This window comes from Massilia sp. 9096, from assembly GCF_000745265.1.
Taxonomy (GTDB): Bacteria; Pseudomonadota; Gammaproteobacteria; order Burkholderiales; family Burkholderiaceae_D; genus Telluria.
Genome location: NZ_JQNN01000001.1, coordinates 727167 through 747741 on the forward strand (window position 1 = coordinate 727167; position 20575 = coordinate 747741).

General features: G+C 63.4%; 17 protein-coding genes. 9 read left to right on the forward strand and 8 right to left on the reverse strand.

What is annotated here, in order from left to right:
* Positions 1–20 precede the first annotated feature (20 nt).
* Complete coding sequence (locus FA90_RS03170) at positions 21–932, reverse strand: alpha/beta fold hydrolase (RefSeq protein WP_036165861.1); 912 nt, start codon at positions 930–932, stop codon at positions 21–23.
* A 73-nt stretch (positions 933–1005) separates the two neighbouring features.
* On the reverse strand, positions 1006–3387 hold the full coding sequence (locus tag FA90_RS03175; protein ID WP_081933607.1) for a TonB-dependent receptor: 2382 nt from the start codon (positions 3385–3387) through the stop codon (positions 1006–1008).
* A 281-nt stretch (positions 3388–3668) separates the two neighbouring features.
* Here FA90_RS03175 and FA90_RS03180 point away from each other — a divergent pair, with 281 nt between their 5' ends.
* The 3 genes from FA90_RS03180 (at position 3669) to FA90_RS03185 (ending at position 6426) form a co-directional block, all read left to right on the forward strand.
* Complete coding sequence (locus FA90_RS03180; protein ID WP_036165864.1) at positions 3669–4589, forward strand: LysR family transcriptional regulator; 921 nt, start codon at positions 3669–3671, stop codon at positions 4587–4589.
* Positions 4590–5300: 711 nt separating this feature from the next.
* Positions 5301–5540 carry a hypothetical protein gene (locus FA90_RS26155; RefSeq protein ID WP_156116563.1) on the forward strand — a complete coding sequence of 80 codons (240 nt, stop codon included), beginning with the start codon at positions 5301–5303 and terminating at the stop codon, positions 5538–5540.
* A 481-nt stretch (positions 5541–6021) separates the two neighbouring features.
* Positions 6022–6426, forward strand: coding sequence for a hypothetical protein (locus tag FA90_RS03185; protein ID WP_036165866.1), 405 nt, complete (start codon positions 6022–6024; stop codon positions 6424–6426).
* Between the two features lie 99 nt (positions 6427–6525).
* Here the strand turns inward: FA90_RS03185 and FA90_RS03190 are convergent, their stop codons facing one another.
* The gene (locus tag FA90_RS03190) at positions 6526–7692 is read right to left on the reverse strand and encodes a GNAT family N-acetyltransferase (protein WP_036173893.1); all 1167 of its coding nucleotides are present in this window, start codon (positions 7690–7692) and stop codon (positions 6526–6528) included.
* 28 nt (positions 7693–7720) lie between these two features.
* On the opposite strand from FA90_RS03190, the gene FA90_RS03195 reads away from it, so the two are divergent.
* The 3 genes from FA90_RS03195 (at position 7721) to FA90_RS03205 (ending at position 10632) form a co-directional block, all read left to right on the forward strand.
* Complete coding sequence (locus tag FA90_RS03195) at positions 7721–9793, forward strand: NAD(+) synthase (RefSeq protein WP_036165869.1); 2073 nt, start codon at positions 7721–7723, stop codon at positions 9791–9793.
* A 50-nt stretch (positions 9794–9843) separates the two neighbouring features.
* Positions 9844–10182: a P-II family nitrogen regulator gene (locus FA90_RS03200; protein WP_036165871.1), complete on the forward strand. Its 339-nt coding sequence runs from the start codon at positions 9844–9846 to the stop codon at positions 10180–10182.
* A gap of 102 nt (positions 10183–10284) precedes the next feature.
* Positions 10285–10632, forward strand: a complete 348-nt coding sequence (locus FA90_RS03205; protein WP_036165873.1) for a response regulator — start codon at positions 10285–10287, stop codon at positions 10630–10632.
* A 2-nt stretch (positions 10633–10634) separates the two neighbouring features.
* On the opposite strand, the gene FA90_RS03210 is transcribed toward FA90_RS03205, so the two are convergent.
* The 4 genes from FA90_RS03210 to trxB form a co-directional block, all read right to left on the reverse strand.
* Positions 10635–11252, reverse strand: a complete 618-nt coding sequence (locus FA90_RS03210) for a trimeric intracellular cation channel family protein (RefSeq protein ID WP_036165875.1) — start codon at positions 11250–11252, stop codon at positions 10635–10637.
* 66 nt (positions 11253–11318) lie between these two features.
* Entirely contained in the window at positions 11319–13481 is a 2163-nt protein-coding gene (locus FA90_RS03215; protein WP_239700518.1) for an ATP-binding protein, read from the reverse strand.
* A gap of 212 nt (positions 13482–13693) precedes the next feature.
* The gene (locus FA90_RS03220) at positions 13694–14371 is read right to left on the reverse strand and encodes a Smr/MutS family protein (protein ID WP_036165879.1); all 678 of its coding nucleotides are present in this window, start codon (positions 14369–14371) and stop codon (positions 13694–13696) included.
* A gap of 21 nt (positions 14372–14392) precedes the next feature.
* The gene (trxB, locus tag FA90_RS03225; protein WP_036165881.1) at positions 14393–15346 is read right to left on the reverse strand and encodes a thioredoxin-disulfide reductase; all 954 of its coding nucleotides are present in this window, start codon (positions 15344–15346) and stop codon (positions 14393–14395) included.
* Between the two features lie 189 nt (positions 15347–15535).
* Here trxB and FA90_RS27095 point away from each other — a divergent pair, with 189 nt between their 5' ends.
* The 3 genes from FA90_RS27095 to FA90_RS03240 all read left to right on the forward strand — a co-directional run bounded on the left by FA90_RS27095 (position 15536) and on the right by FA90_RS03240 (position 20306).
* Positions 15536–18217 carry a DNA translocase FtsK gene (locus tag FA90_RS27095; RefSeq protein ID WP_036165883.1) on the forward strand — a complete coding sequence of 894 codons (2682 nt, stop codon included), beginning with the start codon at positions 15536–15538 and terminating at the stop codon, positions 18215–18217.
* A 22-nt stretch (positions 18218–18239) separates the two neighbouring features.
* The gene (gene lolA / locus FA90_RS03235) at positions 18240–18875 is read left to right on the forward strand and encodes an outer membrane lipoprotein chaperone LolA (protein WP_036165884.1); all 636 of its coding nucleotides are present in this window, start codon (positions 18240–18242) and stop codon (positions 18873–18875) included.
* A 117-nt stretch (positions 18876–18992) separates the two neighbouring features.
* The gene (locus FA90_RS03240; RefSeq protein ID WP_036173897.1) at positions 18993–20306 is read left to right on the forward strand and encodes a replication-associated recombination protein A; all 1314 of its coding nucleotides are present in this window, start codon (positions 18993–18995) and stop codon (positions 20304–20306) included.
* 3 nt (positions 20307–20309) lie between these two features.
* Here FA90_RS03240 and FA90_RS26160 read toward each other — a convergent pair whose 3' ends face one another.
* On the reverse strand, positions 20310–20453 hold the full coding sequence (locus tag FA90_RS26160) for a hypothetical protein (protein WP_156116564.1): 144 nt from the start codon (positions 20451–20453) through the stop codon (positions 20310–20312).
* Positions 20454–20575: the final 122 nt, after the last annotated feature.

Sequence of the window (20575 nt, forward strand, 5' to 3'; positions counted from 1 at the left end):
CTCCTTTTCTCTTGGTTTTTTTAATCGACTTTCGCCAAAAAACGGACGATTGCCTCGAAAGCGGCCGGCTCGGTCAGCATCGGCGCATGGCCGACGTTCGGCACCTCGACGTATTCGATCGAAAGCGCCGCACGCCGCATCCAGTCGGCCTGGGGCGCTTCGACCAGGTCGGACAGGGCGCCGCGCACCAGCAGGGTCGGGCGCTGGCTGGTCAGTGCGCGAAATGCCTTGCGCGCGGCCAGCGAGGTCGGGCGCAGCTTGCCGTCCTGGAAGGCAATGGCAATGTTCGGATCGTAGCGCGCTGTCAAGCGGCCCTCATCGCCTGGTGCGAAGGCGCGCCTGGCCCATTTGTCCCACTCGCTGTCCGGGTTGTCCGGAAAGGCGCAGCGATTGATGTCCTTCACGAAGCCGGCGGCCTCAATCCAGGTGGCCGGGCGCACGGTTTTGCCGACGTAGCCGGCGATGCGCGCCAGGCCCCTGGCGGAGATCACTGGTCCAATGTCGTTCAGCACGGCGGCGGCGATGCGCTCGATGTTGCGCGCCGCCAGCGTCAGCGTGATCAGTCCGCCCATCGAGGTGCCCACGAAGACCGCGCGCTCGATGCCCAGGCCGGCCATCACGGTCTCGACGTCGTTGGCGTAGACCTCGGGGTGGTAATTGTCCGGGTCCGGATCGTGCGCCGAGCGCCCGCGCCCGCGCACGTCGAGCGCCAGCACGCGCCGGCCCAGCGCGGCGATGCGTGGTGCGAACTCGTCGAAGTCGGCGGCGTTGCGGGTCAGGCCGTGCAGGCAAAGAACCGGTAAATGAGCAGGCAGATGCGCCGCCGCCACGTGCCCCGGCGCTGCGTCGGCCCGGACGCCGGCCGCGTAGTCGCGCGCCGACAGGCGCAGGCCGTCGTCGCTGGTGAAACTGATTTCGGTGTACTTGGACATTTGACCCCGTCGCGATTGCTTTTATTCCGTCCGGCGCCCCGGGGAACGCCGTTCGGGCTTGCCTGGAGAACGATCAGAACTTCACGTCGACGGTGGCCAGCACGGTGCGCGGATCGCCATAGAACGTCGTGACGGAATTGAAGAAGGTCGAGAAGTTGTACCCGGCCACCTTGTAGCGCTTGTCGAGCAGGTTGCGGCCATGCAGGCCGACTTGCAGCTTGCGGTCCGCGCTGCTCCAGACCAGGCCCGCATCCCACAAGCCGTAGCCGCCCTGGGCCAGCATCAGGTTGCCGGGGATGGTGACGTCCAGCGTGGGAACACCGGTCGCACGGGCGATCTCGGTCTGGTACACCTTGCTCTTGTAGGCGACGCTGTTGGTCAGGCTCAGCGTGCCGCTGCGTCCCATCACCCCGAACGGCCAGTCGTAGTTGACCGAGATGTTGGCCGCGTTCTTGGGCGTGTTCTGGAATTCGGTGCTGCCGGCGATGTCCACCAGCGCAGTGCCGGCCGCGTTCGACACCAGCCACTGCTTGTACTTGGCGTCGATGTGGCTGTACATCGCCGACAGGCTGAGCTGATTGGTGAGATAGGCGATCGCTTCCAGCTCCAGGCCGTCGATTTTCGCCTTGCCCGCGTTGGTCAGCGTACCGGCGAAGCCGGTCACGTTGCCGCTGGCATCGTAAGTCGCGATCGAACCCGGGATCTGCACGTTCTTGTAGTCGGTGTAGAAGACCGCGGCGTTGGTCTGCAGCCGCCCGCCGTTCATCGACGACTTCAGGCCTAGTTCGACCGAACTGACCTCTTCCGGATCGACGCCGCGGCGCTTGGCCAGCGAGGTCGTGCTGTTCGGGTTGCCGCCCAGGTCCATGCGCGGGTCGAACATGCCGCCCTTGAAGCCCTTGGCCCAGGTCGCGTAGACGTTGTGCTCCGGCGCCAGCTTCCAGCCGATGCCGAGCTTGGGCGTGAACTTCTTGTCGGTGCGGTCCAACTGATCCTTGCTCATGTCGGTGTTCGCCGGCCCGAACTGGATCGCGGCGGTATTGCCCAGCGGGGGCGATCCCTTCAGGCCGAGGTAGCTCGCCTTGAAGATGCGCGCGCTGCGCTGGTCGTCCGTCCAGCGGCCGCCGACGTCGATGTGGAAGGTGTCGGTCAAGCTGTAGCTGGCGTCGGCATAGGCGGCCCAGGTCTTGGTGTCGATGTCGTCGTAGGTGAGCAGCGACAGGCCGGCGGCGGCGTTGTAAAGCACGTCGAACTTGTTGAAGGCGTTGGCCTTCATGTAGTACACGCCGGCCACGCCCTGCAGCTTGGAGCCGGTGTAGGTGAGCTGGAATTCCTGGCTCTTCTGGTTGTCGCTGTAGACGGTCGGGGCTTCGAACAGCGTGGTTTCCAGCGAGTCGAAATCGATCGGCGCATGCGATTCGGACTTGCGGATCGCGCTGATCGATTTCACGGTCAGGGTCGGGGCTATCGTGTATTCGACCAGCAGCGAGCTGCCCTGGTTGATCACCTGCTGCTTGTGGTCTTCGACCGAGTACAGGTTGGCGCGGGTGTCGTACAGGCCGGACAAGGGCGCGACGCTGGCCGGCGCCGGCCCCGCGGTCAGGCGGTAGCCCTGGCGCGGTTCGGAATCGTCCACCGTACGGTCGCTGGCGAAGCGTACGAACAGGTCGCCGTTGGGGGTCAGCTCGGCGCTCACGCGGGCCGCCTTGACGTCCTTGTCGTAGTTGTCGTGGCCGTTGACGACGTTGCGGCCGAAACCGTCGCGGTTGAAGGTGGCGATCGTACCGCCGATGCGCAGGATGTCGGTCACCGGCGTGCTGGCCTTGAGCACCGCGTCTTTTTCGCCGAACTTGCCGAGCTTGCCCTTGACGTCGACCATGGGCTGCGCGGCCAGCCGGCGGGTGACGTACTTGACCGCGCCGCCGATCGTGTTGCGTCCGTACAGCGTGCCCTGCGGGCCGCGCAAGACTTCGATGCGGTCGAGGTCGTAGATGTCGGTCAGGGCGCCCTGCGGACGCGCCAGGTACACGTCGTCGAGGTAGATGCCGACGCCTTGCTCGTAGCCGGCGACAGGATCCTGCTGGCCGATGCCGCGGATGAAGGCCGTCAAGGTGGTGTTGGTGCCGCGCGAAGTCTTGAGCGTGGTGTTGGGCACGCGCTCGGTCAGCGCGGTGATGTCGGGGAGGGCCTGTTTTTCGATCTCGGCGCCGGACAGCGCGGTGACCGCGCCCGGCACGTCCTGGATCAGCTCCGCGCGGCGGCGCGCGGTCACCACGACCTTGCTGATGTCCTCTTTGGAACCGCTTGCGGCGGAAGCGCCAGCGGCGCCGTCTTCCTGTGCCTGGGCGGCGCCGATCCCGCCGCCATACAGGGTCAGCAGGACGGCGATCGAAATGGCCGATCGAATCGGGGCCGAGCGAACAGGGGTGTACAGCGGGTGCTGACTCGCGTGCATTGCATGTCTCCGTTTTTTGTAGGGTGTTATGCGTTCAGGTACGTGTCGCATGGATAAGTGTGCCTTGGTTGAAATTGAATGAATAGACAACATCGCGCCCACCCTTTGTGCACGAATGCACAGCTATATGCACCATCCGGTGTGCTGCAGAAGGAGGCAAACGCGGGTTGCAAGGTCGGAACTTGGCTGGTCTGTCGCAACGCAACCATGGTTCCGAAAACGTTGCAGCGGCAATGTGCACCAGTGCACAATATGTTGTATTGACATCGGACAACGCGTCTATGAACACGCTGCCAGAGTGGACCGACCTACGTTTCTTCCTGGAACTTGCTCGCGTTGGCACGCTGTCCGGGGCCTCGCGCCGGCTCGACGTCGAGCACACCACGGTCGCGCGCCGGATCGACCGGCTCGAAGCCCAGCTCGGCACGACGCTGTTCGACCGCTCGCGCGAGGGTTACGAACTCACCGAAATGGGGCAGGCGCTGTTGCCGCATGCGGAGACGATGGAAGGCGCCGCGCTGGCGGCCGCCGAGCAGCTCGTCGGCACCGAAGTCGCGGCCCATGGCGTGGTGCGCCTGGGCGTGCCGGAAGTGTTCGGGGTGCGCGTGGTGGCGCCGCGACTGGTCGGATTGCTGCAGGAGCATCCCGAGCTGGCCATCGATTTGCTGGCGCTGCCGAGCTTTGCCAACCTGGCCAATCGCGAAGCCGATATGGGCGTGATGCTCGACCCGCCCGCGACCGGCCGCTATGTCGTCACCCGCCTGGCTTCGTTTCGTTTCTACTTGTACGCCGCGCCCGGTTACCTGGCGCGCCATACGCCGATCCAGACCTTGGCCGACCTGGAGCGCCACGATTTCGTCGACTACGTCCAGGATCGCTTGGCGAGCCGCGAGCTGTCCTACATCAACGAACTCGGCTTCAAACCGCGCCGCCGTTTGTGCTGTTCGGGCATGACGGCGCAGATCGAGGCGGCCGCCGCCGGCATGGGCTTGATGATGGCGCCGCCGTACGCGGTGCCGGACGACGGCCGCCTGGTGCCGGCACTGCCGGGTTTTTATGCCGAGCGCTCGTTCTGGCTGGCGGCGCCTGCCGATCTGTACCGGCTGCGGAGAGTGAGGGTGGTGTGGGAACTGCTGCGTGAGCTGGCCGACGGCAACCGGGGATTGTGGTGGCACGACACCGATCTGGAGCAGGCGGCTTGAAGTTTTTCGAGACGTACGACCTCTGCAAACCGTCGATATTCAGCGCAACCAGTCATGTTGTCGGGATTTCACAACTCGAAAGAAATGTTGCCCGAAAACACTACATACTGTGGCAATATGAAATGAACATCGCCGGACAGGCTTTTATCATGTGCTCTTTTCAGATTGCAAGGCATTGTTGAGCATCAGTGGCCATCTTACGCATAAGACGAGCGTGATCCCGATCCAGCGTCCCTTGCTCCATAGTTGATTGCTGCTTGTGATTTGCATACGCATCAAACAAAGCGAGATTCATCTAATAATTATTATGATTTTCGTGACTATGCGTTGGTGCAAACCCCTAGTGAGATTCTAATGCTACTCAGGGTGAGACAGCTAATTGGATTGCGGAATCCACAACTGTCGCACCCATTGCTTGCGCCTCGATTCAATAAGCTAACTGATGTCCAGGAGCGCTGCCATCTCGATGGTTTAATGTTTGGAGCATTGTGTCGGGTTCGGCAAGATTAGCCACTGTTTGACCAGACAATCACCTTAGAAGCAATTAAAGATCAGACGTGAGAATATAAAGGTTTAGTTTTTTAATTCTGCTAACGGCACGTTGTTATTCGCTGTACTGTTAGGTGCCTGATATGGCAGCGCCAGTCGGGTGATGCTCGGGTCTACCTCAGTCGAGCAGCAGATGGTCGATAAAGCGTTAAAGGAGAAAAAATGATGAATTTGTCTATCGAGAAAGTAACCAAGTATTTAACTGAAAAGAAAATTCCGGAAGATGCATATGCATTTTATAGCGATAGAGAAGATGCGTTCTGTATCGATAAAGTAGGCGAAGAGTGGTTAATCTATTATGTCGAACGCGGCAAACGTATTGAACTCGCTTGGGGCAAGACAGAAAGTCAAGCGCTTGATGTTCTTAGGCTATATTTGCTTCATGAATTCAAGATGAATTAGTGTTTGCATGTCAGAATTTAAATTTTTTGATATTGGTATGTAACAATTTCCCTATGTTGATCGAGTCAAGGGTATTGGCTGATTTATTGCACATACGGACCCGGTCGAGATTCTGATGCTATTAAGGCTGAGGCAGCTAATTGGGCTACAGAACCCAAAAATTTCGCACCCGCTACTTGATGCTCCGTTCGATAAGTTACTTGATGTCCAAGAGCGCTACCAGCCTGTTGATTTAATGCTTGGAACACTGCATCGGGTTCGGCAAGATTGGCCAATGTTTGATCATATAACCTCTTTAGAAGCACTTAAGGGCCTGGGGTGACGATAGAATGTTTGGCTCCGCGTGGCGGGTGCTGGCGCGGTGGTGTGTTCTTTGCTGTTAATTGCAGGATATGACAAGGTCAATCCATAATGATTAATGTAAACAGAGCAAATTGGGCGAGAGCCTATTGCAATAGCGAATTGAAATGGGTGCCAAAAAATGACTGATAATTTATTGAGGCTTGAGTTTGAAGAGGTATGCAAGAGGCTGGTAAGCGAAAACGACCCAACTCTCTCTGAGGAGGAATTGGAGCCGTCCTATGAGATTCTACTGAACTTCTTAATTCGAAATCAACACAACCGACAGGAGATTATTGAATTTCTCAACGCAATAATTAGATCGTTTCGCAGCCCTCAAACGATAAATAGTCGCTTCTTTCCAGGGATGGCAATTGCTTATTGTATGCACGTTTTGCTCTGGCAAGAAATTTATGATTTTGCGCTTGCGGAGAATAAAGAATTTTATTCTCGGAAAATGCAAAAGGGAATGGCGGATATTCTTAACGCATACGATGATGACTGGGATGATAAGGACCTTTATCGGCGCTTTGATGTAAATAAATAGTTATTTTTCTAGGCGGTTCAATCGCCAAAGCGTAGTAAAAGAGATGATCGCCGTGGATGAGGAAACGGAATCGCCTAATTCTGTCATAGAGTTCAGCTCTTAAGCCCCGCCCTTGAACGGACTCCGATCATTAAGCTCATCGATATACTCCTCAATCCCCCCGCTCTCCCTCTCCAAAAACCGCTGCACCGCATCCGCAAACGCCGGATGCGCCAGCCAATGCGCCGACCACGTTTTGGTCGGCAAGAACCCGCGCGCCATCTTGTGCTCTCCTTGCGCCCCGCCTTCGAACACCTGGATCCCCTGCTCGATGCAGAATTCCAGCGGCTGGTAATACGCCGTCTCGAAGTGCAGACAAGGCACATGTTCCAGCGCCCCCCAGTAACGCCCGAACAGCGTCGTCTCGTCGTGCACCACCAGCGACGCCGCGATCGGCCGGCCGTCGCGTTCGGCAATCACCAACAACAGATTAGAAGGCATCTCCCGCCCGATCCGCCGGAAAAAGTCGATGTTCAGGTAAGGACTGGAATAATGCTCCTTATACGTATTGCGGTAGCAGCGCGTAAAGAACCGCCATTCCTCCTCGGTGATGTCCGGCCCGCGCACGCGCCGCATCGTCACGCCAGCTTCCGCCACCTTGCGCCGCTCGGCGCGGATGTTTTTGCGCTTCTTCTGTTCCAGCGTCGCCAGGAATTCGTCGAACGAGGCATAGCCCGCATTCATCCAGTGAAACTGCACGCCGCTGCGCAGCAGGAAGCCGGCATCGAGCAGCTGCTGCGCCTGCTCCTCGGGCGGGAACAGTACGTGGGTCGATGAGACGTCTGTCGCCTTTTGCGTCCCGACCAGCACCTCGACCAGCGCCGCGCGCGCGGGCGCGTCACGCGCGAGCAGGCGCGCGCCGCTGACCGGGGTGAACGGGATCGCGCTCAGCAGCTTGGGGTAGTACTCCAGCCCGTGCTCCTGGTAGGCGTTGGCCCAGGCCCAGTCGAACACGTATTCGCCATAGGAATGGTCCTTGACGTACAAGGGCAGGGCGGCAGCCAGGCGCTCGGTGCCGGGTTCCGGCGCCTCCGGAGCCGGCTCGTACAGCAGGATGTACTGCGGCTGCCACCCGGTCTCGGACGTGGCGCTGCCTGACTCGTGCAGGGCATGCAGGAAGGCATACGATAGGAAGGGATTGGCCTGCGCTTGTAGGGCCACCAGGCCGTCCCATTCCGCCTGCCCGACTTCGGAAAGAGATGAAACGATATGCGTGCGATAATTCAAGATGACTTCCGACCTCAGTAGACAGACGATGGACAAGCGATTTTTGAACCTATATTCCCACGACTTCGCCCGCGTCGCGGTTGCCAGCCCGCGCGTGCGCGTGGCCGACCCGAGCTTCAACGCGCGCGAGACGATCGCGCTGGCGCACCAGGCCGCCCAAGAGGGCGCCGTGCTGGTGGCGTTCCCGGAACTCGGCCTGTCCGCCTACAGCTGCGACGATCTGTTCCATCAGCGCGCGCTGCTCGACGCCTGCGTCGATGCCCTGGGCGAGGTCGTCGAAGCGTCGAGCAGTTTGCCGCTGGCGCTGATCGTCGGCCTGCCGCTGCGCGTGGACCACGTGCTGTTCAATTGCGCGGTGGTGGTGGCGGGCGGCCGCATCCTGGGCGCGGTTCCGAAGAGCTACCTGCCCAATTATGGCGAATTTTACGAAAGCAGGCAGTTCAGTCCAGCGGACAACGCCGTGGTCGACGCGATCGAGCTGCTCGGGCAGCGGGTTCCCTTCGGGCCGGAGCAGCTGTTCGAGCTCGAGAACATCCCGTTTTTCCGCTTCCACGTCGAGATCTGCGAAGACGTCTGGGTGCCGATTCCGCCCTCGTCCTACGCGGCCCTGGCCGGCGCCACCGTGCTGGTCAACCTGTCGGCCTCGAACGTGGTGGTGGGCAAGAGCGGCTACCGCCACCAGCTCGTCAGCCAGCAGTCGGCGTGCTGCATGGCGGCGTATCTGTACACCTCGGCGGGGATGGGCGAGTCGACTACCGACATGGCGTGGGATGGCCAGTCGATGATCTACGAAAAGGGCGATATGCTGGCCCAGTCCGAGCGCTTCCGCGAGGACTCGCACTTCATCGTCGCCGACGTCGACCTGGAACGCCTGTCGCTCGACCGCATGCACACCACCACCTTCGCGCAATCGGTGCGCCGCCATGCCGATGGGGTGTCGAAGTTCCGCATCCAGCGCTTCGCGCTCGCGTTGCCGCTGGACCGGGACTTGCCGCTCAACCGCCTGGTCGAGCGCTTCCCCTACGTGCCGGCGGATGGCCGCCGCCGCGACGAGCGCTGCACCGAGGTCTACAACATCCAGGTGCAGGCCCTGGTGCAGCGCCTGCAATCGTCCGGCCACCAGAAGGTCGTGATCGGCATCTCCGGTGGCCTGGACTCGACCCACGCGCTGCTGGTGTGCGCCAAGGCCATGGACCGCCTGAACCTGCCGCGCGCTAACATCCTGGCGTACACGATGCCGGGCTTTGCCACCAGCGAGCGCACGCTGCGCCAGGCGCGCGAGCTGATGGAATCGGTCGGCTGCAGCGCCCACGAGATCGACATCCGTCCGAGCTGCATCCAGATGCTGAAAGACCTCGGCCACCCGTATGCCGAAGGCAAGGAAGAGTACGACGTCACTTTTGAAAACGTGCAGGCCGGCGAGCGCACCAGCCACCTGTTCCGCCTGGCGAACCACCACCATGCGATCGTGATCGGCACCGGCGACCTGTCCGAGCTGGCGCTGGGCTGGTGCACCTATGGCGTGGGCGACCACATGTCGCACTACAACGTCAACGCCAGCGTGCCCAAGACCCTGATTTCGCACCTGGTGCGCTGGGTAGCCGACACGAAGCAGATCGGCGACACCGGGTCGGACGTGCTGATCAAGGTGCTCGAAACCGAGATCAGCCCGGAACTGGTGCCCGGCAAGACCGGCACGGGAAAAGAGGAAGGGAAGCCGGCCCAGGTGACGGAAGATTTCATCGGCCCCTACGAGCTGCAGGACTTCAACCTTTACTACACGCTGCGCTACGGCTTCACGCCGACCAAGGTCGCGTTCCTGTCGTGGTGCGCCTGGCACGACCGCACGCAAGGCCCGTGGCCCGAAGGCGGCAGCCCGGCGCGCAACCAGTACGACCTGGCGGTGATCAAGAAGAACCTGGGCATCTTCCTGTGGCGCTTCTTCAAGACCAGCCAGTTCAAGCGCTCCTGCGTGCCGAACGGGCCGAAGGTCGGCAATGGCGGTTCGCTGTCGCCGCGCGGCGACTGGCGCGCACCGAGCGACTCGGAAGCGACCGTGTGGATGGAGCAACTGGCCAGGATTCCCGACCAGGCCGGTTGATCGGGGCTACAGGCATGCGATAATGTCAAGCTGGACCCATAGGAGATGAGATGAAACAGATTACCTGCGTGATCAAACCCTTCAAGCTGGACGAAGTGCGCGAAGCGCTGGCCGAGGTCAACGTCACCGGCCTGACCGTCACCGAAGTCAAAGGTTTCGGCCGCCAGAAGGGTCATACCGAGCTGTACCGCGGCGCCGAATACGTGGTCGACTTCCTGCCCAAGGTAAAAATCGAGGTCGTGGTCGACGACAGCCTGACCGACACCGTGGTCGACGCCATCATCAAGGCCGCGCGCACCGGGAAGATCGGCGACGGCAAGATCTTCGTGCAGGAGGTCGAACAGGTGATCCGTATCCGTACCGGCGAAACGGGACCGGATGCGGTCTGACCCGCAAAAGTGACGATTCGGTCACGTTTCCGCTTGCCTTTGTGTTACCTTGATTCGTAGAATCTAACATTGTCCGTAGCGTGGACACCTGGATGAGCGAGTGTGAAACATATACTGGTGGTCGACGACGAGGAAGCGGTGCGCTACGTGTTCGAGCGCTACCTGGACAAGGCGGGCTACCGCGTCTCGACCGCTGCCGGCGGCGCCGAAGCACTTGAACGCCACCAGGTCGACCGCGCCGACCTCGTCATCACTGACTTCAAGATGCCGGGCATGAACGGCGAGGAATTGCTGCGCCGCCTGCGCGGCCTCGATCCCAGCCTGCCGGCGATGATGATCTCGGCCAATCCGATCGACGTCGGCCCCATGCTGGTGGGCGTGCGTTTCTTCCGCAAACCGGTCATGCTCGACCAGGTGGTCGCGCACCTGCAGGCCGTGCTGCCGGCCTGACTTCAACGGCCCATGCGCAAGTCGAATTTCCACGCCAGCAGGCGCGTCGTGGTAATGAACAGGGCGCTCGACCATAGCGCGAAGTCGCCCGAGACGTGCAGCATTCCCATCGACAGGAAGATCCAGTTGCCGATAAACGCGCAGATCGCATAGGGCTTGCCGTCCCGAAACACCATCGGCACTTCGTTGCAGACGATATCGCGCAACACCCCGCCGAAGATCCCGGTGATCACGCCCATCATCGAGGCGATGAACAGCGGCATGTGCGCATCCAGCGCCGACGAGACCCCGGCGACCGAAAACAGCCCCAGACCGACCGCGTCGGCGATCACGATCAGGCGTTCCGAGACGATCTGGCGCAGCGTGCGGATCGCCGGCGACGCCACCAGGGCCAGCACGAAGATGAGGATCGCGTATTCCTGGTGGATCACCCAGAACAGCGGGCGCTTGTCGAGCAGGATATCGCGCAGCGTGCCGCCGCCGAACGCCGTGATGAAAGCCACCGTGAAGACCCCGACCAGGTCCATGCGCTTGCGGCGCGCTTCGATGAAGCCGGAAAAGGCGCCGACCAGGATGGCGACGATTTCAATGGCGGTGACGACGTGGTCGGGAACGTGCACGGTCGAGCTTTGGCGGGATAGCTGGCAACATTGCTAGACTATCACGCCTGAGCTCGACAGGTCGGATTATTCCGAAGGGATGGCTGCCGGTGCAACTTCGGCCAGCGGCAGGCGCATGGTGAAGACGACTTCGCCTTCCGCGTAGTGGTACGCGATCGAACCCTGGTGTTCGCGCACGATCTGCTGGGCGATGTACAGCCCCAGGCCCATGCCGGTGCGGTTGCGCGGGTTGTTCAGCGAACTGCGCTTGAATGGATTGAACAGCGCGGCCTCGGTCTCGGACGGGATCGGCAAGGCGGCGTTGGCCACGGACACGGTCGCCTGCTTGCCCTCGACGCCCTGGCGGACGCGGATCGGGTGGTTCGGCAAGCCGTGGTGGCGCGCATTGCTGAGCAGGTTGGACAGCACCTGGCCCAGGCGCGATTCGTCGGCCAGCACCTCTGCGGGCGCGTCGCACTTCAGGTCGTAGGTGATGGTCGGGTAGGCCAGGCGGGCTTCCTCGACGATGTCCTCGACCAGCGCGGACAGCTGCACCTGGTCCAGGCCGGCGCCGAGCGCCAGGCCGCGGTCGATGCGGCTCATGTCCAGCACCTGGCCGATCATGCGCTGCATGCGGCTGCTGGAGGACTGGATGCGCTTGCCCAGCGTGCCGCTGCGGTCGTTGGCGCCGGTATTGGTCTTTTCCAGCACGATGCCGGCCATGTTGATCGAATGCAGCGGGTCGCGCAGGTCGTGACCCAGCATCGCCAGCAGCTGGGCGCGCGTCGATTCGGTCTGCGCACGGCGCGCATTGGAGACGCGCGCCAGCTCGCCCAGCGTCATGCGCGCGTGCGTGAGGATGCCGTCTTCCCACGGATGGGCGCAGCCGCTCACGGTTTCCACCCAGGCGTCGAACGAGCCGCGCGGGGTCAGGCGCGCACCCAGCGGGCCATGCTCGGTCTTGTCCGGCCGGCCGCCCCAGGCCACGGTCTCGACCTGTTCCACGCGCAGCAGCAGGCACCAGCCCTGGCTGGGCGGATCGTAGGGAATGGCGAGCAGGCCGGCCCACTTGCCCAGCGCCGGACGTACCGCCAGCGGCCAGTCGGCATGGCATTTATGCAGCACCAGGTCGTGCGCGTCCTGGGGCAGGGTGGCGACGATCGCTTCGCCCAGCGCCTGGTCGATGCCGCGGCACACCACGCGCCCGTTCTGGGCCGCGATGATCGCCTGCGACTGGGTCGATTCGAGCAGGCCCTCGCCATGCTCGATCAGCGCCTCGAGCGGGTCTTCCTCGAGCAGCAGCGATTCGACCAGGCTGGCGCGCACCGAGGCGGCGCGCTCGACCAGTACGGCTTCCTGGCGCGTCTCGATGCTTTGCAAGGTGGACGCGATCACGTTGGCTAGCACGTCGGCCGCCATGCGCACCGAGTAGGGCACGCGTTTCGGGCTCATGTGGTGGCAGGCGATCAGGCCCCACAGGCGGCCGTTGATCACGATCGACACGCTCATCGATGCGCCCACGCCCATGTTCTGCAGGTATTCGATATGGATCGGCGAGACGCTGCGCAGCACGCCGAAGCTCATGTCGAGCGGCGCGCTGCCTTCCGCGCCGAGCAGCGGCACGGCGTGGTAGGTGATGTCGGCGATCATGCGCAGCGTGTTGAGCACGTACAGGCGGCGTGCCTGTGGCGGGATGTCGCCGGCCGGGTAGCGCTGGTTCAGGTAAGGGGTGATGTCGTCGCGGCGCGCCTCGGCCACCACGTCGCCGCTGTCGTCGGCGCGGAAGCGGTAGGCCATCACGCGGTCGAAACCGGTGAACTCGCGCACCTGGCGCACGGCGGTGTCGAGCAGGCCCTCGACGGTTTTTTGCCGGCGCAGGCGGTCGATCGAGCTGTGCGCCTTGATCGCGAACATCGCGACTTCGTCGGTGGAGGCCTCGCGCCGCTCGAATTCGATCAATACGCGCGCGCGGTGCGTGTGCACGACGCAGTCGTAGTCCTTGCCGTCCAGCGTGACCGCGGCGACCGCGGCCGGGGCTTCGCCGCCGTCGGCCGCGTCGATGCATTCTTCGACGATTTCCGCGACCTCGTCCGGCAGGCCGAGCGCCGCATACGGCTGGCCCAGCGCTGGCGCAATGCTCGGCAAGTCGTTGATGTTCGCGCTCCAGCCTTCGACCCGGCCTTCGATATCCAGGAAGATCAACATGCCGTGCGGCTGGATCGTCCCTGGAATGTGGATGGGTTCATCCACGCAGTTGCGCAGATCAACCCGTTGCGGGGCGTGCATCGGGACGGGATTGCTGGAGCTCACGCGTTCGATTCCTTCTCATGCAGAGCCACGGCGGCGCTGCTCAGTATGCATCTTACCGGTTTCAATCAAAAACCGGCGAATTTTTGCTAAACGGCACAAATAGTTGACCACAGGTGACGGTTTTTCGTCATATTTAGCCAACGTTGTTAAACTTAATCCTCGACCAGGGCCGAGCGCAGCAGCACGATCAGGGCGCCGTGGCCGCCGTCGCTGCGGCCCGCCGCGCAAAATGCGACCACGCCCTCGGTCTGCACCAGCCAGCTGTGCACCATGCCGCGCAATACCGGTTCACCGCCCACCGAGCCATAGCCGACGCCATGGATGATGCGCACGCAGCGCTCGCCGCGCCGGTTCGCGCGGCGCAGGAAATTGTCGAAGTGGCGGCGCGCCATGTCGCGCGTCAGGCCGTGCAGGTCGAGTTCATCCTCGACCGGCCAGCGGCGCTTGCGCAGTTTCTTGACCACGTCGGGGCCGACACCGGGCGCCGCCCAGCTCAGCGACGGGTCTTCGTCGAGCAGGCCGTCGACGTCGAAGCCATCCGACAGCATCGATTCGGCCAGGATCGCCGCAGTTTCTTCCTCCGCCGTGCGCGGGCGCCTGGGTACCGGCGCGCCGTGCAGTTCGGCGTCCTGCACCGGGCGCCAGACGTAGCGGTCGGATTCCTTCATCTTGACCACGCCGCCCAGCGCGGAGTTAAATTCGACCGCGTTCTCTCGCGCGATGCGCTCGCGCTTTTCGCGCTCGGCTTTTTCGATGGCGCGCAGGCGCTCTTCTTCCTTGAGCCGGTCGCGCAAGGATTTGAGGTCGGAGAAGTCCTTGAAGCCTGCCATCGATGCCGTGGTCCTTCGCTTTTACTCGAGTGCTTCCAGATAGCGCTGGGCGTCCAGCGCGGCCATGCAGCCCGAGCCGGAGGAGGTGATCGCCTGGCGGTAGATATGGTCCTGGACGTCGCCGGCCGCGAACACGCCCGGCACGCTGGTGGCGGTGGCCATGCCTTCGGTGCCGCTGCGGGTTTTAATATAGCCGTTGTGCATCTCCAGCTGGCCCTCGAAGATGCCGGTATTCGGCTTGTGGCCGATCGCCACGAACAGGCCGTGCACCTTGATCTCTTTCTCCTGGCCGCCGTCGGCCGACTTCAGCTTCAGGCCGGTCACGCCGCTCGGGTCGCCGACGACGGTATCCAGCGTCTGGTTCAGTTCCAGCACGACTTTGCCTTCCTCGACCTTGTGCATCAGGCGGTCGATCAGGATCGGCTCGGCGCGGAACTTGTCGCGGCGGTGGATCAGCGTCACTTTCGAGGCGATGCCGGCCAGGTACAGCGCTTCCTCGACTGCGGTGTTGCCGCCGCCGATCACCGCCACTTCCTGGTTGCGGTAGAAAAAGCCATCGCAGGTGGCGCAGGCGGACACGCCGCGGCCCATGAATTCCTGCTCGCTCGGCAGGCCGAGGTACTGGGCCGAGGCGCCGGTGGCGATGATCAGGGCGTCGCAGGTGAATTCGTTCGAGTCGCCGACCAGGCGGATCGGCTTTTCGTTCAGGTAGGTCGTGTGGATGTGGTCAAACACGATCTCGGTGTTGAAGCGCTCGGCATGCTGCAGCAGGCGCTGCATCAGTTCCGGACCTTGCACGCCCAGCGGGTCGCCCGGCCAGTTCTCGACGTCGGTGGTGGTCATCAGCTGGCCGCCCTGCTCGACGCCGGTCACCAGCATCGGGTTGAGGTTGGCGCGCGCGGCGTACACGGCGGCGCTGTAGCCGGCAGGGCCGGAACCGAGGATCAAGACTTTGGCGTGTTTGCGAGTAGTCATCGTTTCACTTCACTTAGGATGTTGCCCAGGAAATGGGGCCGGGCAGCGGGGTAATCAAGAGGCGTCGTTTTTTGAGTCCAGGATTATAGACGATGATGCACACGAGCATGAATGATGGGCCCGCTCGGCCGCAGATCGCTTAGAATGGGCATTTCCGGGTTTCAAACCCTGCAGTGTGTTTCAATCAGCATGAGCAAGACTAGTCAAACGACCGGATCGACCTATACCCGCAAGCCTGCGCCGCCCCGGCAGCCGTTGCCGAACCGCCTAGTGCGCCTCTTGTCCGAGGCGCGCTGGCTCGCCACGGCTGTCGCATTGTTGTATTTCGTCCTCATCCTGCTGAGTTACAACAAAGCGGATCCGGGCTGGTCGCACGCTAATCCGGTGCCCCATATCGCCAACCTGGGCGGCCGCGCCGGCGCCTGGCTGGCCGACCTGCTGCTGTACATCTTCGGCTTCTCGTCCTGGTGGCTGTGCATGTGCTTCGCGCGCGCCGTGTGGAAGGGCTACCGGCGCCTGCACAGCCGCTTCGTGATCGAAGCCGCGCCACCCGAGCCCGAGCACCAGGGCGAGACCGTGGTGCGCTGGATCGGCTTCGTCCTGATGTTCGCCGGCAGCGTCGGCCTGGAATGGCTGCGCATGTGGGACCTGAAGGTCTCGCTGCCGCGCGCGCCCGGCGGCGTGCTGGGCCAGCTGATCGGCCACGCCTCCTACGCCGCCTTCGGCTTCACCGGCGCCACCTTGCTGCTCCTGCTGCTGTTCGGCCTGGGCTTTTCCTGGTACTTCCAGGTGTCCTGGCTGGCGGTGGCCGAGCGCATCGGCGAATCGGTCGAGATGGCCTTCGACTGGTTCCGCCTGCGCCTGGAAGACCGCGAAGACCGCCGCTACGGCGAAGCCGCCGCGCACAAGCGCGACGAGGTCGTGGGCGGCGAGCGCGCCAAGTACGTCGAGAAGCACGCCGAGAAATTTACCCCGGCGCTGGCCAAGCCGGAACCGCGCCTGATTGATGAGGGCTTCGCCGACGTCGAGCTGGCCGCGGCCGCCAGCGACGGCGAGGCGGCGCCGGGCTTCCTGGCCAAGGCCATGGCCAAGGTCAAGAAAAAGGCCGAGCCCAAGCCGGCCGTCGCCAAGGCCGAGCCGCAGATGGACGAGGATGGCGCCGCTGCAGCCGCCATCGACGACGATGATGGCGAGGCCTTCGAGACCGCCCGGCCCATGGCCGCGCAGCCGGCCGCGGCCGCCGCCGGCGCGAGCGCGAAACCGCTGTCGTCCGCCAGCGCCCCGAACCCGTCGCCGATCAAGATCGAGCCGCAGGTGGTCGCCGTGCCGCGCTCCGAGCGCGCCGAAAAGGAGCGCCAGTCGCACCTTTTCGAAGTGAATGGCGAGGGCGCCTTGCCGCCGCTGGCGCTGCTCGACGAGGCGCCGCCGGCGCAGGAGTCGGTGGCGGTCGAGACGCTCGAATTCACCAGCCGCCTGATCGAGAAGAAGCTGTCCGACTTCGGCGTCGAAGCCAAGGTCGTGGCCGCCTACCCGGGTCCGGTGGTCACCCGCTACGAGATCGAGCCGGCCACCGGCGTCAAGGGCAGCCAGATCGTCAACCTGGCGCGCGACCTGGCGCGTTCGCTGTCGCTGACCTCGATCCGCGTGGTCGAGACCATCCCCGGCAAGAACTACATGGCGCTCGAGCTGCCCAATCCGAAGCGCCAGATCGTGCGCCTGACCGAAATCGTCGGCTCGAAGATCTATGGCGACAGCCCGTCCAGCCTGACGGTCGCGCTGGGCAAGGACATCGCCGGCAAGCCGGTGATCGCCGACCTGGCCAAGATGCCGCACCTGCTGGTCGCGGGCACCACCGGCTCGGGTAAATCGGTCGGCATCAACGCCACCATCCTGTCGCTGCTGTACAAGTCCGACCCGGAAGACGTGCGCCTGATCCTGATCGACCCGAAGATGCTCGAAATGTCGGTGTACGAAGGCATCCCGCACCTGCTGGCGCCGGTGGTGACCGACATGCGCCAGGCCGGCCACGCGCTGAACTGGGCGGTCAACGAGATGGAGCGGCGCTACAAATTGATGTCGAAGCTCGGCGTGCGCAACCTGGCCGGCTACAACGGCAAGATACTGGAAGCGGCCAAGCGCGAGGAGCACATCCCGAACCCGTTCTCGCTGACCCCGGACGCGCCCGAGCCGCTGGATAAACTGCCGACCATCGTCATCATCATCGACGAATTGGCCGACCTGATGATGGTGGTGGGCAAGAAGGTCGAGGAACTGATCGCGCGTATCGCCCAGAAGGCGCGCGCGGCAGGCATCCACCTGATCCTGGCGACCCAGCGCCCGTCGGTCGACGTGATCACCGGCCTGATCAAGGCCAACATCCCGACCCGTATCGCGTTCCAGGTCAGCTCGAAGATCGACTCGCGCACGATTCTCGACCAGATGGGCGCTGAGACGCTGCTGGGCATGGGCGACATGCTGTACATGCCGCCGGGGACCGGCTTGCCGGTGCGCGTGCACGGCGCGTTCGTGTCGGACGAGGAAGTGCATCGAGTTGTAAAACATCTGCAGTCGACCGGCGAACCGAATTACATTGAGGGCATCCTGGAAGGCGGCGTGGCCGAGGAAGGCGGCGCCGACGGCGCGGTTGCGAGCGGCGAAGGCGGCGGCGAGTCCGACGCGATGTACGACCAGGCTGTGGCGGTGGTGCTGAAGAACCGCCGCGCCTCGATCTCGCTGGTCCAGCGCCACCTGCGCATCGGCTACAACCGCGCGGCGCGCCTGCTCGAGCAGATGGAGACCAGCGGCATCGTGTCGCCGATGCAGAGCAACGGCAACCGCGACATCCTGGTGCCGGCGACCCAGGCCGAATAACAAAAAAAGGAGCCTCATACGTATGCAGTTGAAGACCGCTTTCACCGCAATCCTGGCCGTCGGCGCGCTCGTGGCCGGCGCCGCGCACGCCAGCGCGCTCGAGCAGTTCAAGAGTTTCGTCGCGAGCACGAAGTCGGCGCGCGGCGATTTCAACCAACTGCAGGTGCGCAAGTCGAAGGTCGCCAAGGCGCCGCAGACCTCGACCGGCACCTTCGTGTTCGCCCGTCCCGGCAAGTTCATCTGGACCTACCAGAAGCCGTACGAGCAGGTGCTGCAGGCCGACGGCGAAACGCTGTACATCTACGAAAAAGACCTGAACCAGGTCACCACGCGCAAGCTGGGCAACGCGCTGGGCAGCTCGCCGGCTGCGATCCTGTTCGGCAGCAACGACCTGGAAAAGAACTTCACGCTGGCCGAAGCCGCCGACCGCAACCGCGACGGCCTGGAATGGCTGAGCGCCACGCCCAAGGCCAAGGACTCGACCTTCGCCCAGATCGCGATCGGCATGAAGGACGGGTTGCCGCAGCAGATGGAACTGAAGGACAACTTCGGCCAGACCTCGGTGCTCAAGTTCACCAGCTTCGAGCGCAATCCGGTGCTGGGCGCGCAGGCGTTCAAGTTCGAGGTGCCGAAGGGCGCGGAAGTCGTCAGCCAGTAATCGTCATCGAATCGGGGCTTCGCATGGGCGCGCCTGCGCCTGCGCATACGGCCCCGCCGGTCATCCGTTACACTTGCGCTTTCGACGCAACGGCCGCACATTGGCTGCATGAACAACGTGGATGACCTTTTCAAGACCGAGCCTTCGCCGCCGCTGGCCGAAGCGCTGCGCCCCAAGACCATCGCCGAGGTGATCGGCCAGAGCCACCTGCTGGGCCCGGGCAAGCCGCTCAACCTGGTGTTCCAGTCGGGCAGGCCGCATTCGATGATCCTGTGGGGCCCGCCCGGGGTCGGCAAGACCACGCTGGCGCGCCTGACGGCCAACGCCTTCGACTGCGAATTCATCGCCTTGTCGGCGGTGCTGTCGGGCGTGAAGGACATCCGCGCCTCGATCGATCAGGCCGGGCACTACCTGGCCGGCGGCAAGCACACCATCCTGTTCATCGACGAGATCCACCGCTTCAACAAGAGCCAGCAGGATGCGCTGCTGCCGTTCGTCGAAAGCGGCCTGGTCACGCTGATCGGCGCCACCACCGAAAACCCGTCATTCGAGGTCAACTCGGCATTGCTGTCGCGCGCCCAGGTCTACGTGCTCAAGGCCCTGACCGAGGACGAGCTGCGCCAGCTGCTCGCGCGCGCGCGCGAGCGCGTGATGCCCCAGCTGGAATTCGACGAAGTGGCGATCACGACCCTGGTCGGCTACGCCGATGGCGACGCGCGCCGCTTCCTCAACCTGCTGGAACAGACCAAGACCTCGGCCGACACGTCCGGCGTGAGCCGCATCACCGGCGAGTTCGTCGAAAACGCGCTGACGCTGAACGCGCGCCGCTTCGACAAGGGCGGCGACAACTTCTACGACCAGATCTCGGCGCTGCACAAATCCGTGCGCGGTTCGCACCCGGACGCCGCGCTGTACTGGCTATGCCGCATGCTCGATGGCGGCGCCGACCCGAAATACCTGGCGCGGCGCATCGTGCGCATGGCCTGGGAAGATATCGGCATCGCCGACCCGCGCGCGATCCAGCTGGCCAACGACGCCGCCGAGACCTTCGAGCGCCTCGGCTCGCCGGAAGGGGAGCTGGCGCTGGGCCAGGCCGTGATCTATCTCGCCATCGCCGCCAAGAGCAATGCCGGCTACAACGCCTTCAACGCCGCCATGGCCTTCGTCAGGAAGGACAAGTCGCGCGAGGTGCCGGTGCACCTGCGCAATGCGCCGACCAAGCTGATGAAGGAACTCGGCTACGGCCACGAGTACCGCTACGCCCACGACGAACCGAATGCGTACGCGGCCGGCGAGACCTACCTGCCCGACGGCATGCCCGAGCCGGGCTGGTACCAGCCGGTGCCGCGCGGGATCGAGGCCAAGATCGGCGAGAAGCTGGCCTGGCTGCGCAGCCTGGACGAGGATGCGCGCGGCGGCTCCGGCGACTGAGCGCTAGGCGCTTGCCGGCGCGACGGCGGCCGGCATCAAGTCGTCCGAGACCGATTTGCAGTCGTCGGCCATCGCGTTCTGCGAAGCGTTGGCGATGATCACCCGTACCAGCAGGTCGGATGGGCCGAGCGTGCCGATGCCGGGCATGGCGGTCTCCAGCAGGCGGTTCGTACGGGGAGTGTCCGCGAAATCGCCGGCCCATGCGCTACGCTTGCCGAAAGCGGGGAAGAATGCCTGTCGGCTTGGTACAATTGTGGTTTCGATACTTA